1 protein-coding gene is annotated in these 19,237 nt (G+C 73.3%); it reads left to right on the forward strand.

From position 1 onward, the window contains the following. Positions 1–83: 83 nt before the first annotated feature. Positions 84–19,237 (forward strand): preprotein translocase subunit SecA (locus tag ACFPL3_RS39905; protein ID WP_379590810.1); only part of this gene is annotated, 19,154 nt, incomplete at its 3' end.

Consider the following 19,237-nt stretch of genomic DNA (forward strand, 5'->3'; position numbering starts at 1 on the left):
TTCGTGTGCCTTTTTGCGACTTCCCGTCGCGGCCGCGAAACCTCTCTGGTGTTTCTCCACCCGATCTGTGGGAGTTGCCGCTCATGTCCCGGAACCACGCGTACGACGGTGAGGCCCTCGGCCTCCCCGTGTGCGCTGGTGCCGTGCGGCTGCGGCTCTCGGCGATGGACCGGCTCCTGTGGGTCGTGCGGTGGGTGTTCGGGTTGGCCGGTGCCGTGGTGGTGCTGTGGATCGGGGCGGCGTTCCTCGCCACTCCCGCGTCCGCGGCGGTCGTGGTGCCGGCGGCGGCCGTTCAGTCGAGCCCGACGAAGGGAGGTGGAAGCAAGAAGGGCGACGGTGACGGCGGTGACGGCGACTCGGGCAAGAAGGAGAAGAAGTCCGAGAAGTCCGAGAAGAAGTCGGACAAGAAGTCCGAGAAGAAGTCGGACAAGAAGTCCGAGAAGAAGTCGGACAAGAAGTCCGAGAAGAAGTCGGAGAAGAAGGACAAGAAGTCGGAGAAGAAGGACAAGAAGTCCGACAAGAAGTCGGAGAAGAAGGACAAGAAGTCCGAGAAGAGCTCGGACAAGAAGGAAGAGAAGTCGGAGAAGAAGTCCGACTGGGACGACAAGAAGTCCGAGAAGTCGGAGAAGAAGTCTGAGAAGAAGAGGTCCGAGAAGGACTCGGACGAGGGTGACGACGAGTCCCCGAAGCGGCCGGACACGAAGGTGAAGGCGTCCGACGACTCCGACGAGGACGACGACTCCGGCAAGGACGAGCGGAAGTCCGCGAAGAAGTCCGAGCAGAAGAAGTCCGAGAAGAAGACCGAGAAGGCTGCGAAGGACGAGCGGGAGGAGTCCCGGGATCGAGCGCGCAGCCGCGGTGAATCGGACGAGGACGCCGGCCGCGACCGTTCCGAGGGCGCCCGTGACGGCGACCGGGACGAGGTGCGCACGATCGCGTCGCGGGGCTCCGACGACGAGGACGAGGCGTCCGACGGCGACGCGGGCAAGCGGGTGCGCGAGTCCGTCCGGAAGCGGGTGCGCGAGGCGCTCGGCGAGGCGCGCGACAAGATCCGCGAGGCCCGCGAGCGCGCCTCCCGGTCCGACGACGACCGCGACGACGCCGGGCACGAGCGCCGCCAGAAGAAGGGCGAGCGCGCGTCGACCGAGGGCGGCGACGAGGACGACGCGACCGCATCGGGAGCCACCGCCTCGAAGGAGCGCGAGCGCGCCGAGCGCGCGGTGCGGCGCTGGGCCGAGGAGCTGGCCGACAAGGCCGAGGAGAAGGCGCGGTCGAAGAAGGACGACGACGGCCGGAGCGCGCGCAAGAAGAAGAAGGACGAGAGCGCCGACGACAACAAGATCCGGCGCGCGATCGAGGCGTTCGCGAAGCGGGTCGAGGGGAAGCGGTCCGGACGCGAGGACGACGAGGACGGCTCCGCCCGTCGTGCCGAGGGGAAGCAGAAGGCCGGCAAGGCGACGTCCGACGACGACCTGGCGACGTTCATCGGCCGGGTCACCCGCTCCGGTGCCGACGAGGACCCACGCGACGATCGCAAGAAGAAGGACTCCGGCTCCGACGAGCGTGCGCGGAAGTGGGCGAAGCTGGCCGGCGACATCGCCGACGCCGTCGGTTCGCGCGACCGGGCAGGCAAGGACACCGGCAGGTCCGACGACGATGACCGGCGCGGCGACGTGCGGCGGCTCGTCGAGCGGGCCGGCGAGATCGCCCGCGATGTGCGCGACGGCGACGTCGACGCCGACACCCGCAAGGCCGTGAAGGGGCTGGCGCGTGACGCCGCGCGGGTGGCGACCGAGCACGCCGAGCGCGCCGAGGCCAAGGCCCGCAAGGCCGACGGCGAGGTCCGGAAGGCCACCGAGAAGTCCGCGGCCCGCGACCGAAAGGCCGTCGCGAAGCTGCTCGCCGCGTCCGACGACGACGGCAAGGCGAAGAAGGTGGCCGACCTCGACGCGAGCGAGCGCAAGAAGCTGTGCGGCGACGGCGGCTGTTCCGGCCTCTCGGCGGACGAGGTGTCGTTGCTGGCGTCGCGCGAGTTCTCCGACTCCCGCTCCCGCGCCCCACCGCGCGACCGGGATGGCGACGACGAGGACGAGTGGGACGACGACGATTCGGCCGAGCGCACGGAGCGTGTGCTCGAGGACCGGATCAAGGTGGACAAGAGCGAGAAGAAGCTCGCGAAGACGAAGAAGGACGTGGCCTCGGGCAAGGCCACGAAGGCCGAGTACGACAAGCAGGCTGCCGCGCACAAGACGCTGGCGCAGCGGTACGAGGCCGAGCGGGCCGCGCTGTCGGAGGACCGGGCCGAGCTGGTCGACGAGGTCGTCGACGGGCACGAGGAGCTCGACGCCGGCGAGAAGAAGCTGGCGGCGGAGAAGAAGGCCGTCGCCTCAGGCAAGGTGTCGGCGGCCGCGCACAAGAAGCACGTCAAGGCGTACGAGAAGCGGCGCAACGACGTCTACGACGCCACCGAAGACCTGATGGACGCCACCGACCGCGAGGTGCGCACGGTCGACGAGGACGACCTGGACGGCGAGGGCTCGGCGGCCGGGTGCGACTCGGACGGGGCGTTCACGGGATGCGGGTCGGCCTCGGAATCGGCCGACGGGAAGCGCGACTCCGACCGGAAGCTGTGCCTGTCCGGGGTCTCCTCCGGATGTGGGGCCTCGTCCTCCTCGGGGGGCTCGAAGGCCGAGGCGTCGTGCGACGACTCCGGCTGCGGGAGCAGTGCGTCCCGCCGCGGCGCCGACGGTGAGGTCACGAAGGCCTCCGCCAGATGTGACGGCAGTGGGTGCGACCAGTCCAGCCGCGCCGACCGCGACGGCGCGTCGGCGGAGTGCGAGTCCGGCGGCGGGGCCTGTCGCACCGAATCGACCGGGCCGGGCCGGGACGGGCCGTCACCGGACGGCTCCGAGCGGCGGACGGCCGCGCAGGCGGCCTGCACCGGCGACTGCGACACCGAGTCGCGGGCCGACCGGGAGGGCGCCGAGGCCGGGTGCGACACCGCGGGCGGCACCTGCGACAGCAGCAGCACCGGGTCGGGCAGCGAGCGTCCGGCCACCCGCCTGGCGAGCACCGCGGGTTCGGACGACACCGACGAGGCGACCGGCGCGTCGCAGCGCAAGGGCAACAGCACCGCGCGCTGCGAGGGCGCGGGCGGCTGCGGCACCTCGACCCGGGTGGACCTGGGCGACGAGGACTCGGCCGACGAGGTCGTCGCCGATGCCGACGTCGACTGCAGCGCCGGGTGCACCGGGTCGGCGAGCAGCAGCACCGACGCCGGCCACGACGCGAACCCCGCGGTGAAGGCGGCCGCGCGGTCGGCCACCGACGGCAAGGCGAACTGCACTGTCTCCGGTGGCGGGTGCTCCACGCGCAGCGAGTCGGAGGCCGGCGACGAGGATGAGGCCGGGAGCGACGGCGAGAGCGACGCGGTGGTCGAGGTCGGCTGCGGCGCGGGCTGCACCGGCACCGGCACCACCGCCACCTCGGGCACCGGGCGCGGCACCACCGCCGCGCAGCGCACCGGCAGCGGCAAGGCCTCCTGCGAGTCGGCAGGCAGCGGCTGCCAGGCCTTCAGCAGCACGCAGGTGGACAGCGAGGTCGACGAGCGCGAGGCGTCGGTCGACCGCCGCACCGGCGTGATCCGGCCGGCGTCGCTGACCGACGGCGACGCGTCGGTGTCGAGCTCCGCGGGCGCCAACGTCGACTGCGACGCCCCGGGCTGCCGCGGCACGGCGACCAGCGCCACCACCGGCACCACGAAGGGCGCCCCGGCGGGCAAGGCCAAGGCGGCCCCGGTGCGCACCACGAAGGCCTCCGCGCAGTGCAAGGCGACCACCGGCGGGTGCGGCGTGGAGTCCGACTCGCAGGCATCGGACCGGGCCGCGGAGCCGTCCTGGGACGAGCAGGTGGCTGCGGCCGCATCGGGCCGCACGCTCGCCACCCGCGAGCTGTCGGCGTCGAGCACCGCGGGCGTCGAGGCCGAGTGCGCCGGTGCCGCGTGCGTGGCGTCCGGGTCGAGCACCACGTCGGCCGGCGCGTCGGGTGACGTCAAGGGCGTGCGCGACAGCACCGGCACTTCCTCCTGCTCCGCACACGGCGCGGGCGGCGGTTGCAGCACCGCGGTGGACAGCGCGGTCACCGAGCGTGACCCGGCAGAGAACCCGGGGCCCGCCGGTGTGGCGGCGGTGTCCGGCCCGGTGAGCGTGTCGCACGCGGACGCGTCGGTGACCTGCTCGGGCGCGTCCACCGAGTGCGGCGGCACGGCGAAGAGCTCGACGAGCGCGCGTGACACCGGGGTCACCCCGCACGCCCGCGGCACGTCGTCCACGGCGGAGTGCACGGTCACGGGAGGTGGTTGCGCGGGTGAGGCGAGCTCGGCGGCCTCCAGCGCGCCCGACTACGTGGCGGTCGACCCGAACACCGGGCTGCCGCTGGCCGGCCAGTCGATGACCGGGCCGTCGTCCACCTCGACCTCGTCGGCGAGCCTCGACTGCGCGGCGGGCACCACCTGCCACGGGTCCGTGCGCACCACCACGAGCGCGTGGGACGGCGCGGTGGCGAAGGGCAAGCCGCGCACGTCCGAGGGCACCGCGTCCTGCACGGGCGGCACCGGCGGCTGCCAGGTGCAGTCGGTGTCGACCGCGTCCACCGGTCCCGGCTCGGCGCTGGCGCTCTCCGGCCCGCAGGCCGAGGGGCAGGCCCAGCAGGTGAACAAGGCCCGGCTGGTGGCGGGCCCGTCGGCGGCCTCTGCGGCCGGCGCGTCGATGCTCTGCGAGGGCCAGGCCACCTGCACCGGCAAGGTCACCAGCTCGGCCTCCGCCACCAACCCGTCGGTGTCCCCGGATGCGCGGGGCTCCCGCAGCACGGGTTCGTGCGAGGGCGTCTCGGGCGGGGTGTGCCAGGCGGTCACCAACTCCGGCGCCTCGAGCGAGCCGAACGCCAACATCATCACCCCGCTCGTCCAGGCGCGGTCCACCGCGAACGCGACGGTCACGTCCGAGACCACCGGCGAGCAGGAGCAGCAGCAGGCTCCGGCCGACGGTCAGGACCAGCCGGCCACGGTGCCCGCTCCGGTGGCGCCGGGTTCGTCGGCGAACCAGGGCGGGCCGACGGTGCCGGGCGCGTCCAGCTGGACGATGGCCAACGCCACGATGGACTGCGCCGGCGGCACGGTGTGCACCGGCACGGCGCGGACCTCGGCCACCGGCAGCGACGGGCCGGCCGCGATGAACGGCAAGGGCGGGGCGCGTGGTCCTCCGGGGACCGGCACCTCCACCTCCAGCGGCAGCTGCAGCACTACGCCGAGCGGCTGCCATGTCCAGAGCGAGTCCTCCGCGGGCTCCGGCCAGGTCGTGGCCGACATCATCGCGGAGCAGCAGAACAACCAGGCCGAGCAGGCGAAGCAGCAGGCCATCGAGGCCGAGCAGCGCGCCGCGCAGGCCGCGAAGGTCGCCGCCCGACCGGGTGCGACCGCAGCACAGAAGAAGACCGCCGCCGACGCCGCCGCTGCGGCGAAGGACGCGCGCAAGGCCGCCACCGAGGCCGCGAAGCAGGCCGCGAAGCCGGTGACCGACGCGCCGTCCACGCTGTCGCAGTCGAACGCGACCGCCGAGTGCGCCGGACCGGGCTGCACCGCCGCGACCACCGCGGGCACGAGTGGCACGCCGGGACGCACGCAGACCGCGGCCCGCTGCACCGCGGCCGCCAACGGGTGTGCCGTGTCGAGCGACGCCACCGCCACCACGGTGCGCAACGCGGGCGACGCCCCCGAGGACGGCAAGGGCAAGAACAAGGGCAAGGCGAAGCCGATCCCGGGTATCACCGGGCAGGCGCAGGCCGGCTCCATGATCGACTGCCCCGAGGCGGGCTGCACCGGTTCGCTCACCGGGAGCGCCGACGCGGTCGCCGGGCCGGCAGGCAGGCGCAGCACCAGCACCGCCGCCGGCAGCACCGGCTGTGACGGCACCACCGTGTGCCGGGCACAGATCACCGCCACCTCCTCCGCCACGGCCACCTCGCGGGACGTGCCGGCCGAGAAGCGGTTCGCCACCACCACCGCGCAGGTGAGCGCGGCCTGTGACAACGGCACCAAGACCGGCTGCGCCACCCGCACCTCGTCGCGGTCGCACGCCGTCGGGGCGGCGAAGGTCACCGGGCGCGCCACCTCCACCTGCGCGGCGGCCGGGGCCTGCCTGTCCGGATCGGGCGGGTTCACCGCCGAGGGCATTGCCGAGGTCACCGGCATGTGCGCCGGCACCGGGTGCCGCACCCACACCGAGGGCAGCGCCCGCGCGGCGGCGCCGGGCGGCGTCAACCGCGCGACGTCGGTCACCGACTGCACGGCGGGGACGAACGGGCAGTGCGCGGGGTCCAGCCGGGTGGGCGCCACCGAGGGCGGCACCCAGGTCTCCGCCAGCTGCCAGAGCACGAAGGGCTCGACCTGCGGCTACCGCTTCGCGGCGAGCAGCAAGGCGAAGTCGGCCGCAGGCGGCAACCGCGCCACGGCCACGGCCACCTGCGGCGCGCGGGGCGGCGCCGGCAGCGGGTGGTGCGGCACCAGCGCGGTGGCGAAGGCGACCGCCGACTACGCCATGGCGGGGGCGTCCTGCCAGGGCAGCGCGAACTCCGGGTGCCGCTACTCCTACCGGGCGGAGAGCCACGCGTCCGCCCCCGGCGCCAAGGCCGACGCGGTGGGCTGGGGCAAGGGCAAGACCGGCGCGGGCCAGGTGATGACCACGGCCGCGGCAGCCGGTGCCGCCAACTCGGCGCAGGCCTCGGCGTCCTGCATGGGGACGAAGGGCACCCACTGCAGCCACTCCTACTCGGCCTCCCGCTCGGCCTCCGCCCGCGACCCGCAGACGGGGTCGTACGCGTGGGCGCGCGCGTCCGGCTCCGGTGGTGGCGGCATGGGCGGCGGCGGGGTCGCGGTGTCGGTCAGTGCCTACGCCAAGGGCAACAACGCGTCGGCGTCGGCGTCGTGCTCGGGTGCGGCCAACTGCGACGCGCCCTTCTTCGCGAAGGCGAAGGACTCCAGGAAGGGCCCGGAGCAGTCCGCCACCTGGCACAAGGACGGCGGCTACCACACCGCGTGGAAGACCGCCCAGTGCTCGGGTAACAACGGCGGCTGCGGTGTCACCGCCATCGCGATCCCCGGCCAGAAGAACGGCGGCAACGCCTACTGCACCGGGTACTGCGCCGAGTTCACGCAGGACGGCGCGAGCAGCTGGGTGAAGACCGTGGATGCGGGCTGGAAGCGCGCCCAGGCCGCCGGCGTCGAGATCGACCCCAAGACGCACGAGCCGATCATCGACCCCCACACCGGCCGGCCGAAGCTGCGCGGCATCGGTGACAACCGCTACGGCGCCGAGTTCCAGTGCAACGGGAACGAGTGCAAGTACCGCTACCGCGACCTGGGCGACAAGAAGGACGGTGCCTGGCAGACCTGCACCAGGTCCGAGTGCGCCGAGGCGGCCGGTGTGGGCGCGAGCGGGCAGAAGCTCACCGTGGGCAAGGACGGCAACCTCGTCGTCAACAACCCGACCGCGCCGGGCGGCAGCAAGTACGACACGGCCACCGACCCGAAGGAAGCCGGCAGCTACCGCGACGACCAGGGCCGCGGCATGGGCTGGGCGAAGACCACCGGCTCGATCAAGGACGCCTTCTCCGGCAGCACCGTCACCGGGAAGGGCGGCGGTGGCGTCACCGCCAGCTACGGCGACCCGAAGGGCGGGCCGTTCGTGGTGGCCTGCCCGACGGGCTGCCACGGCACGCTGTCCAACGGAAAGACGAAGGGCGGCAAGCCCGTCGTCGACACCTTCGACATCGGCGGGAAGTCCGGCACGAAGGGTGCCGATGCCTGGCTCGTGGCCCGGGACCAGTTCGGCAACTCGGCCGCGGCGTCCTGGAACGGGGAAGGCCGGTTCACGTCCTTCGAGGGCGTGAAGATGATCGCGAACGGCGACGGTCCGACCCCGACCCGCCAGGGCCCGGGCGAGGTGGGCAAGTGGAAGCCCAACACCGCGTTCGTCCTCACGGCGGGCCGGGGCCTGGCGCACGGCAAGTACGAGATGTACGGCCAGTCCGGGTCGGTCGAGCTGCCCGACGGCAGGAAGATCGAGAACACGTACGGCAAGGTGGCCGGCTGCAGGACCTTGCAGTGCGAGAAGCCCGTGAAGGGGAAGGCGACCGCGGCCGACCGCCTCATCGTGGTCACCCCGGACGCAGCCGGGAAGGGCGGCAGCGTCGACTGCGTGGGCCGGTGCATTGAGAGGCTGCCGGGCAACGAGGTGCACTGGACGGTGGGCGCGTCCGACTCCATGTGCACGATGCGCTGCCAGAAGAGCGACCTGTTCTACACCGACTCGACCATGCGGGTGTGCTCGGCGCGCTGCGCGATGCACGACGAGTTCGCCGGCAACAAGAGCAGCAAGACGCCGAACGGCTACTTCCAGGTCGAGATGCTCGAGGACGGCAACGTCGCCAGCTACACCCCGCAGGGCGACGCGCAGTACTGCGAGGGCAAGGGCTGCGGCTTCGTCCAGGGCTATCGCGACGCGAAGGGCAACGGCGGCTTCGGCGTCTGCTACGGCAGCGGCACCTGCCTGGGCATCACCAAGGACCGGGACGGTCAGCCCAAGGAGCTGCAGTGCGACGCCGGCAGCTGCAAGCCGACGGTGCTGCTCTACCCCAACCCGGACAAGCGGATCGACACCGACGGGGACGGCAAGCCGGACACGAACAACCTCGACAAGTACGGCCCGAACGACGGCTGGTACTGCGGCAAGGGTGCGGGCGCCAACGGGTGCACCGGCGGAGACCCGGACACGATGGTCATGGGCCGCGGTGAGGCCGACCCGAGCTGGATGCCGCTGTTCGACCCCAGCTACACGCGGCCCGCGATGGACACCAAGGTCGACAAGCAGCTGGCGAAGGACCTGGCGAAGTTCGGTGTCAAGGAGGGCGACCCGCTGCCGCCGCTGAGCCCGGGGGCCCTCGCGTCGCTGAGCAAGGACGAGCAGGAGCGGTACAAGAAGGCCCTGCGGCCGCTGACCGTGGTCGAGAAGGCCTTCACCCAGGCGCGGGCCGCCGCGGCCGAGTCGAACGCCCAGTACGTGAAGGATCGGGGCAACAAGGAGCTGCCCGGCCTCAACACCATCCTCGACAAGATCCAGCGGACGGGCGGCACGTCCACGCTGACCGAGCCGGAGCGCGAGCTCTTCGCCACGGCGCAGACGCGGTTCCCGCTGCTCGACGTCGACCGGGGCATCGTCAACGGCCTGGACCAGCTGCAGGCCGAGGAGCTGTTCATCGACACCAACGCCCGGTCGGCGGGTTCGGGCACCCACGACCCGGCGGCGACCAGGGCCGAGCTGCAGCAGCGGTTGCACCTCGACGCCAAGGGCCGCCCGCTCGACAGCACCGGGAAGATCATCGTCTCGTCACCGGTCGAGGCGGCGCAGCTCGCGGTCGAGGGCAAGAAGGAGGGCGTCGACTTCATCCGGCTCACGGCCGACCAGCAGGCCCAGCTCAACGCGCGGTCGATCACCGAGATGGCCGTCGTGGGCCACAAGGAGGACCTGCGCCTGCGCACCAACGCGTACGACGAGCGGGCCGTCGCGTACAAGGACGCCAAGGCGGCCTACGAGCGGAAGCTCGCGCAAGGGGCCGCCACCCAAGCCGATGTCGACCGGCTCAACGCCGAGGCCGACCGGCTCAACGCCGAGGCGGACCGGCTCAACGCGCTGCGCGACGGGATCCTGGGCGACTGGGACAAGATCGACGCCACCAACGACCTGCTCGCGGATCAGGCGAAGAAGAACCCGTTGCCCTTCCAGTCGCCCGATTCCGTCACCGATCTCGACATCCGGCTCGCCCGCGAGAACGGCGAGGGCGGCATGGCCGACCAGCTGGAGAAGTGGAACAAGTTCCAGCAGCGGGCGTACGGCATCGCGAACGACCTGATGAAGGCCGGGAAGAAGGACCTCGCCACGGAGGTCATGCGGCTGTCCCGCACGGCGGGCCTGAACTACGAAACGGTTGCCCGCGACCTCGGCTCGCGCTCGGCTGACTCCAAGCTCTTCGCCTACGCGATCGGGCCGGACGGTAAGCCGGACAAGTCCAACCGCCGGTTGATCCAGCTGCCGTCCAGCGGGCGCGCGGACATGCTGTACGTGCTCAACTCGGTGGTCAATTCGCCCGGGTACAAGACCCTCGAGGGCCCAGGCGGGAAGGCGCTCAGGAACCTCGACGAGGACGCCATCGCCAACTATGCGTCCCGGGCCACCGCCTCCGAGCAGGCGGGTCAGTTCGCGGCGCTGCAGAAGGCGACAGACCGCACCAAGCTGCAAAAGATGTTCGAGGACGCGAACAAGGACCCGGAGACCGGCGAGGTCAACAAGGAGAACGTCGACCGCGCCATGCAGGCGATCCAGGACATGGTCGGTGAGAAGTGGAGCGACGGCAAGGAGGAAGTGGCCGTCATCAACGGCTACGCCATCGACCCTAACGACTCGTCGGAGATCGGCAGTTGGGTCCTGTTCCGGGTGACCGACGCCGACGGGAACGCCAAGCTGGTCGACCACACCGGCGCGATCTACGACGACTACGGCGACTACCAGAAGCACAACGAGCTCGCCGGGGACCAGGTCCTGATCCTGCCCGAGGACCTCATGTCGGCGAAGGTGGGCGCACCGGGCCGGTTCGAGGAGGTCGACGGCCACGAGGATCCCGGCTGGAAGACGGGCCTGAAGTGGGCCGGGCGTGGCTTGCTCATCGCCGGTGGTGTCGCGCTGATCGCAACCGGCGTCGGTTCGGGTTTCGGCATCGCCGCGTTGACGACCGGAGTGGTGGGGACCACCCTCTCGGCGGCCGCCACGGTCTCCTTCGTGGCGAGCGGGGTCGTGTTCGGTATCTCCGCCGGCATCGACCAGCACCAGCGGTCGCAGCACAACCAGAGCCTGACCGACGGCGTGGGACTCCAGAACTGGATCACGATCGGCTCCGCGGGCCTCGTCGGCGTGGGTACGGCCGCCAGGTTCGTCGGAGGGGTCGGCCGCCTCGGCACCACTGCCGGTACCGCTGGGAGGGTCGGCGGAGGCCTGCGGGCCGGGGGAACGGCAACCGCACTGGTCGGTGGGGCCGGGTTCGGCGCCCAGATGGTCCACTCCACAGGCGAGGCGATCCGCAACTGGGACGACATGAGCCCGGAGCAGCGCGACGAGTTCAAGATCGATGCCGCTGTCGGCCTCTTCACGCTCGGTGCAGCCGGGATCAAGGGCGGAGGCAACACGCGCGCGAGCGTGCGGCAGGGCAACGGCGTGCGTGGTGCGTGGCAGGCCTCGCCCATCAACCCGCGGTTCGTGTGGAACGACTTCCGCACGAACGTGAACATCATGCGGGGCCGGGACCCCGAGATGAACCTCGTGGTCGTGCCGCCCGCCTCTGTCGGGGACAGGGGCCGGGACGCGCCCAGCGGGCTGCCGGCCCGGACGAGGACCGCTCCCCCGACGCCCACCACGCCGCGCCAGGGCGCGCCGACCACGCCGCGCCGCGCCGCGCAGAGCGAGGCGCCCCGGCCCGGGCAGCAGCAGCCGCGGCCGTCGCGCACGCAGCGGACGGTGGAGAGCCCGGGCAAGCGGGTGCAGGAGAACCGCACGCAGCGCGGCGCGGAGCAGACCCGCACGCAGCGGACGGTGCAGCGTGTGGCGCAGTTCGCGCAGCGGACGGTGCAGCGTGTGGCCCAGTTCGCGCAGCGGACGGTGCAGCGGGTGGCGCAGTCCGTGCAGCGGACCGTGCAGCGGGCGGCGCAGTCGGTGCGCAACGGCGCGCAGCGGGCGGCGCAGTCGATCCAGCGGAACGTGCAGCGGATCGCGCCGCAGTCGGTCCAGCGCGGTGCGCAGCGGGTGGCGCAGTCGGTGCAACGTGGCGTGCAGCGGGCGGCCGGATCCGTGCAGCGGCTCCTGCCCACACAGCTGCGCGGCCAGCAGACCCAGCAGCAGACCCCCGGCGGGCAGCAGGTCCAGCGCGGGGCCCAGACCCAGAACGTGCAGGGCCAGAACGTCCGGACCCAGAACGGTCAGACGCAGAACGGGCCGACCCAGAACGTCCGGACGCAGAACGGTCCGGTGCAGGGCAACCAGGCGCCGGGCGGGCAGGTCCAGCGTGGTGGCTGGGCGCAGCGGGTGCTCGACCGGCTGTTCAACGGCGGCCCGCAGCGCGGCGCCGGGATGCAGAACGGCCAGATGCAGGGCAGCGGGGCCCCGGGCGCCGGGTCGCAGGGGGGCGGTAGCCAGAGCGGCCAGAACGGTGGCGCTCGCAACGGCGGCGCCCAGAACGGCGGAACCCAGAACGGCGGCGGCGCCCAGAACGGCGCGCGGGGCACCGGGTCGGAGACCGGCGGCACGCGCGGCGGCAGTGGTGAGACGGGCCCGGGCAACCGCGGCGTGCCCAACCAGGGCGGCGGGCAGCAGCAGAGCGGGCCGCGCCAGTCCGAACCGACGAACCCGAACCGCAGCCCGGTGCGCGGCGCGGACTCGCTCCTCCCGGGGCAGAGCCGCAGCCTGCGCGCCAACCGGGGCGAGGACAACAGGACCGGTGGCGGCGACCCGCACAGCGGGACCGGCCCGGACCCGAAGAACACCGACCCGAAGGTGTTCTCGGACCCGACCGAGGTGAAGTCGGATCCGGCCGGGACCCCGGAGTACCAGCCCGGCAACCCGCGTGGTCCTCCAGCCGACCGGACCACCTCGACCACCGACCACGGCGCACGTGCTGCCGAGGTCGACGCCGGTACCCCCGCGGTGCCGGAGCACGGCGAGCCCACCTCTGCGGTCGGCCCCGCCGTTGACGGAACGAGCACGACCAAGCCGGAGGGCGCTCGCGCAACCGAGCGGCGCCCGGGGATCGAGCACACGGAGGACGGCCAGGCAGGACCCACCGGTACCCGGCACGACCAGAACGCGAAGGAGGAGCTGCCAGGCACAGGACCTGACACCGACGGAACCCTCGACCGCACCCCCACGCGGGGCGCGGCACACCCGGCGGGCGAGAACCCGGCCGCCGGCACCCAGAACAGCAAGACCGGATCCGATGCCTCGGCATCGGGCGGTTCGAGTGAGCGGAGTGGCTGGTTCAGCCGGCTGCGCGCGAAGCTCGGCGCGAAGTTCGGGCCCGTGCCCGGAGGCAACTGCGCCGCGGTCGCGTGTGCACGCTCGCGGGCCGCGCATCCGGAGGACGTGGACCCGGGTCAGATCAAGGCCACGCGCAAGTGGCAGCGGTCGGCCAAGGTCCGCAGGACGCTCGAGCGCGAGAACGGTGGTCGGTTCCGTCCGACGACCGAGGAGCAGTTCGGGCGGGACGTGGACGCCGCGGCACCCGATGCCGAGGGCTTCCTCTGGAGCTGGACGGACGGCAGTGGCACCTCGCACCTGCTGTCCTGGAGGAAGACCTCCACGGGGGTCCACCTCTACGACAACCGGCGTAGCGGGCCCCTGACGGACGCCGAGGCGGCGGCCGCGCTCCGGGACGCCAAGGCGGTCATGGTCGCCGGTGGCAAGGGCGCCAAGGCGGCGGTGGACCTCCCGGCGCGGGTGGGCGCCAAGTCGGCCCGTTCGTACGAGAGCGGCGACGAGGCAGGCGGCCCGGCACCCCGCGCGGTCACGGGCGGCCACACCGAGGGCGACGCCCCGGTGGCAGGCGAGGGGCGGAGCACGCCCGAGAGCGGCGCCGCACCGGAGCGGAGCGCGCCCGAGACCGGCGAGCCGGCCCGCAGCGTGGCCGACGCGCCCGCAGGGCCACGTGCCCCGAAGCTGGAGGCCGAGGCAGCGCCGCGCCGCACGGAGGAGAGTGAGGTCGACCCGGCTGCCTACGACCCGATCGTCGACCGCGTCGAGGCCGCTGTGCGTCGCCTGCCGAACGACGGCGAGCAGGTCCGGAAGCTGCTCGACTCGTACGAGGCCAAGGTGCGCGACCGGGAACAGACCCTGGACGCGCTGCTGGCCGACGAGACGAGCTTCGTCGAGGTGACGGCGCTCGTGGCCAAGGGCTACGAGCTCGCCGGCGGCAAGGACGCGCAGGGAATCACGCTGCGCCGGGGCCAGCTCACGGCCATCACCGCAGCGGCCCGCGACGGGCACCTGTTCAGGATGGACCCGGGCGAGGGCAAGTCGTACGTCGAGGGCGTGATCCTGGTCATCCGGTCGATGCACCCGCTGGGCGCGACATGGGAGACCGTGAACCGCGACCTGGTCGCCCAGTTCGTCGACGACAACGCGGGCGTCTTCAAGCTCTTCGACCGGTCCGTCGGGGAGACCTTCGACGGGCAGCCGATCGGAGCGGCGAAGGAGGCCCACAACCAGCGCATCACGGTCGGTACCTACGACGCGTTCCGGTTCGACTTCCAGCACGACAAGGCCCCCGGCAGGGTGGGTCCCGTGACGCGGGGCAAGGACCGGCCCCACGTGATCGACGAGATCGACGCGATCGTCAAGGACGAGGGCGCCACCCCGTTCACCCAGAACGAGCCGGTTCCCGGCGGCGCCAAGCCGCTGCGGGAGGTCGAATGGTCCGATCGGGTCGCTCCCAAGCTCGAACGCGGCACCGACTACGCGGTCCGCGACACCGGGGTCGAGCTGACCGAGGCCGGGGTCGCCAAGGTCCGCGATTTCGCCACGAGCGAGAACCCCGCGCTCGCCGCGCTGGCGCGCAACCTGGGCACGACGAAGCACGCGCCCCTGCGCACCTGGCTCGAGCAGCGCCTCGCGGTGAAGGAGGGCCTCTTCCGCGAGGAGGTCGACTACCGCGTCGATGCCGGGTCGAAGAAGATCAAGCCGCTCAGCAGCTGGCAGAAGCGCGAGGAGGAAGGACGCACCTACGACTTCGGGCTGCAGCAGACCCTCGAGTACCTGCACTTCGGTGCGGAAGGCGTCACCGTCCCGACCCGGTACCGCTGGTCCGTGTACACCCCCGAATTCGTGGAGGGCAGGTGGCACACGGGTGGCTCGGGGAGCATCGACCTCCCGGCGCAGCGCGAGTTCTACACGCAGTACGGCAAGAAGACGGTGCACATCGACCCGCACAACGGGATCAACAAGGTCGACAACCCCGGGCAGGTCTTCCACACGGTGGACGGTCCGGCGGGCTCCGGGTCGCACGAGACCGCGATCCAGCAAGGCCTGAACTCGCACCGCAAGGGCAACCCGGTGGTGTTCGAGGCCAACTCGCCCGCCGCTGCGCGGGCGATCTCGGCGCGGCTCACCGAGCTGGGGTACGAGCACAACCGGGTGGTCGGGGACAAGCTGACCGACACCCTGCCCGAGGCCCAGGCGAAGCAGGTGGCCGGCGAGCCCGGCCAGATCACCGTCACCACCTTCATGTGGGGCCGGGGCACCGACATCAAGGTCGGCGGCGAAGCCACCGCCATCGCCGGGCGCATCATGCGGGAGCAGCACCCGGACCTGCGGCCGGGCACGCCCGAGTACGACACCGCCTACGCGGGCGCCCACGCGGAGGCCCAGCGCCGGGTGGCGGACAACCGCGAGTTCCTGGGCGTCGAGATCGACCCGGTCGGGGCGCGGGCCGACCGCATCATGCGGGAGGAGCACCCGGACCTGCGGCCGGGCACGCCCGAGTACGACGCCGCCTACCCGGCGGCCCGCGCGCGGGCCGACCAGATGGTCCGGCACAACATCGCCGGGCGCGCCATGCGCGAGAACCACCCCGACCTGCGGCCGGGCACCCCCGAGTACGACGCGGCGTACGCCGAGGCCCTGGCCGGCGCGGAGCGCTGGGTCGCCGAGGGCATCGCGGCGCGGCTGATGCGCGAGGAGCACCCGGACCTGCGTCCGGGCACCACGGAGTACGACGCCGCGTACGCCGACGCGTTCGCCCGCGCCGAGCAGCACGCCGCCGAGTACCTCGGCAACCCCGCGGGCGGCGGCCTGCACGTCATCGGGGTGGGCATGGTCGAGTCCCGCACCGAGATCCAGATCCGCGGTCGCGCCGGCCGCCAGGGCGAGCACGGGCAGACCTGGATGTACAGCTCGCTCGAGGACGCGCCCTTCCAGCCGGCCTCCAAGGGGGTGCGCACGAGCGCCCGCTCGACCGAGGCCATGGAGGGCCCGCTGAACGCCGTGCCCGGCATCGACGGCATCGTCGCGGTGGCGCTGCAGCGGGCGAACGTGCCGATGATGGGCCCGGCGGCCGCCGCCCACGCCGCCGAGTCGGGCCGCAAGCACGCCACCCCGGAGCAGGTGCGCAAGCGGCAGTGGAAGAAGACGTCGCTGCCGGCCGCCGCGGTGAACAAGGAGGTCGACGAGGCGTACCTGACCGCACTGCGGACGGATGAGCAGATCCCCGGCGTCACCGACGTGCTGAGCGCGGAGGACCTCGCGAAGGCGAAGGATGCCGCCAGGCTGCCGGTGGAGTACTACCCGAACGTCGAGGCGGTTCTGGACGCGGCCGGGTCGGTGTCCGATGCCCGGAAGCACGCCTACCTCCAGCGGGTTGCCGAGGCCGCCGACCTCCTCGCGACGCTGATCCCGGCCCGCTCCCTGCAGCCGTACAGGTACACGGCGCAGGACTTCGCCGACGTGGCCGCGCGGCAGCAGGCCTTCGCCGCGGAACTGCGCGCCTTCGAGCAGCGTGACGCCGAGGTGCGCGACCGGGTCGACATGCAGGACGCCGAGTACCGGACGACGCTCGCGATGATCGCGGCCCTGGTCGCGGATCAGCGGAAGCAGGAGGCGGCCCGGAAGGCGGAGGCCGCGAAGGCGGAGACGGCCCAGGAGGAGGGCACGCCCGATCCCGCGGTCGTGCCCGGCGCGGACCCCGAGCCGGCCGAGCCCGTCGCGGCGGCCGACGCCGAGGACACGCCTTCGGTGCCGGTGCTCGCCGAGATCCCGGCCGACCAGCTGGCCGCGTTCCTCGCCTACGCCCGCGGCGCGACGGTCGAGGACATCGCGGCGGACACCGGGGCATCCGCGGCCGACGTCGTTGCCGCCGTCGACCACGTCGTCGCGCAGCTGCGGACGCGCGCGGGCGAGCTGAGCGCGCTCGGTGAGGCGGACGTGCGGGCCGCGATCGTGGAGCGGTTCCGCGCCGAGCACGGGCCGGACGCCCGGGGGATGTGGGAGCACGTCCGCGACGAGCTGGGTGCGGCGCGGCGTGGCGTGTCGCAGGTCGAGCGCGATGCGCTGTGGAACGCCGAGTCCGACTGGATCGAGCGGTTCGTCGCCGATCTGCCCGGACGGGTGGCGGACCCCGTCTACCAGGCCCTGCTCGACGCGGGGATCACCTCAGTGTCCCAGCTCGCGGCGCTGTCCCCGACCGAGTTCGCCGGGCTCGGGTTGCCGGCCACGACCACCCGGACCCTGCGCCGGACGCTGGCCAAGGCCGACGTCACCACCCGCTCGCGCGCGGGCATGGGCGGGCCGGCCGAGCAGCTGGCCGCAGACCCGGAGTGGGGTCACGAGGAACTCGCCACCGCGATGCGCCTCGTGTTCGACCTGCCGTCGACCCGGACGGCGCCCGCCACCGCCGAGGAGATCGAGGGGTGGCTGTCGATCCACGGGATCACCGACCTCCGCGCGCTCGCGGACGTGCTGCCGGCCGAGCAGGTCACGCTCCTGGCGCGCGCTCGCGCCGGCGAGCTGGTGGGCACCGACGTGCTGGGCGCGCTCGCCGCGCACGCCGCCGGGCACGTGCGGCGGCCCACCGAGGGCAGCCGCGCCCAGCGCGTGGCGCTGCTGGTGATGGCCGCCCACGTCGAGGCCGTCCACGGGCGCGCGCCTCCCGCCGAGCCCAAGCGGTCGCCGGTCCGCGGCCGCCTGATCGCCGCGGCGGTCGTCGCCGTCGCCGTCACCGTCGCCGGCGCAGGCGGCGGCGCCGCGATCCTCGCAGGAGTGGCCCCGCTGACCGCGATCACCGGTGGGGTCGGCGCGCTCGCCCTCGCCGGCGCCGTGGCTCAGACGATCCGGATCGTGCGCAACCGCGGCCCGCCGGTCGGGACGGTGTCTCCTCTCGCCGGTCGCGCCGCGGAGCGCAACCGGATCACCCGGGTGATCATCCGGGTGCCTCTGCTCACCGTGCCGGCTCGGTCACGGCCCGCCGCGTACGTGCTGGTCGGCGCCGTGACGGTGACCGGAGCGCTCGTCGCACTCGCGGCGCCCACCGCTGCGCTGGTGGCGACGGGAGCGGCGGCCATGGCCGCGGTGCTGCTGGCCGGGGACGTGCTGCGTCCGCTCATCGCGCGCTCGCGCGCGGCCCGTGGCGGCGGCGGCCTGGGAGGCCTGGTCGGCCAGGAGCAGCCGGTGGCCCGGCCGGGCGTGCTCGGCGTGCTGACCACCGCACGCCCGGCGCTGGGTCTCGTGACGCTCGCGGCCTGGATCGGCCCGGGGATCGCCGCTGCGCTGCCCGTCGCGGGTGGCGTGCTGCTCGCGGCGACCGCGGTGCAGGTGATCGCCCGGCGCGGCGAGGCCGGCCTCGACACCCGCGCGGACCTGGTGGCGACCACGGCCCTGGGCGCGGGGCTCGCCGTGGCACCCGCCGGGGCAGGCGCCGCCGTCCTCGTCGGGGTCTCGATCGTCGTCGCGTCGGCCGTGGTGGCCGGGCTGCGGGCCGGTACCCGGTCCGAGGACGCGCCGGTCGGCCGCGGCCGCGTGGTGGCCCGGGCCGCGCTCCTGGTCGGCCTGACCACGTACCTGGTGCTCGGGCCGGGCACCCCGGCCGCAGCGGTCGGCGGCAGCGGCTCGGTCGCCGGTGTCGGCATGTCGGTCGGGCAGTGGATCGGCACGCCGGTCGGGGTGACGGTCGCGGCCGTGATCGGCGCCGGCGTGGTGGCCGTGATGCTGTGGCGAGCGGGCGCGAAGGCGCGGGCACGCGCCCTGCAGTTCGTGTTCCGGGTGACCGGGCTGGCCGTGCTCGGCGCGATCGCCACGGGCTCGCTGCTCGTGGTCGGCGCGCTCGCCCAGGTGACCGTCGGCGTCGCCCTGCTCCCGGCGTCGTGGGGTCTGCAGATGACGACGTGGGGCACTGTGCTGCTCGCGTCGACCGGGGCCATCGTGGTGTTCGACGTGGCGCTGTGGGTGGGGCGCGGCGTCGTTTCGCGTCGCGCCGAGGCGCGCGAGCACCTGGTGGCCGGTCACCGGTGGGTGGTGCTGGAGCGGCTGGTGGACGGTCTGGGGTCGGCCCGGGGTCGGGTTGCGGTGGACGAGTTGGTGGCTGCCGAGGCTCGGGTGCG

This window comes from Pseudonocardia zijingensis, from assembly GCF_042657305.1.
Classification (GTDB): domain Bacteria; phylum Actinomycetota; class Actinomycetes; order Mycobacteriales; family Pseudonocardiaceae; genus Pseudonocardia; species Pseudonocardia zijingensis.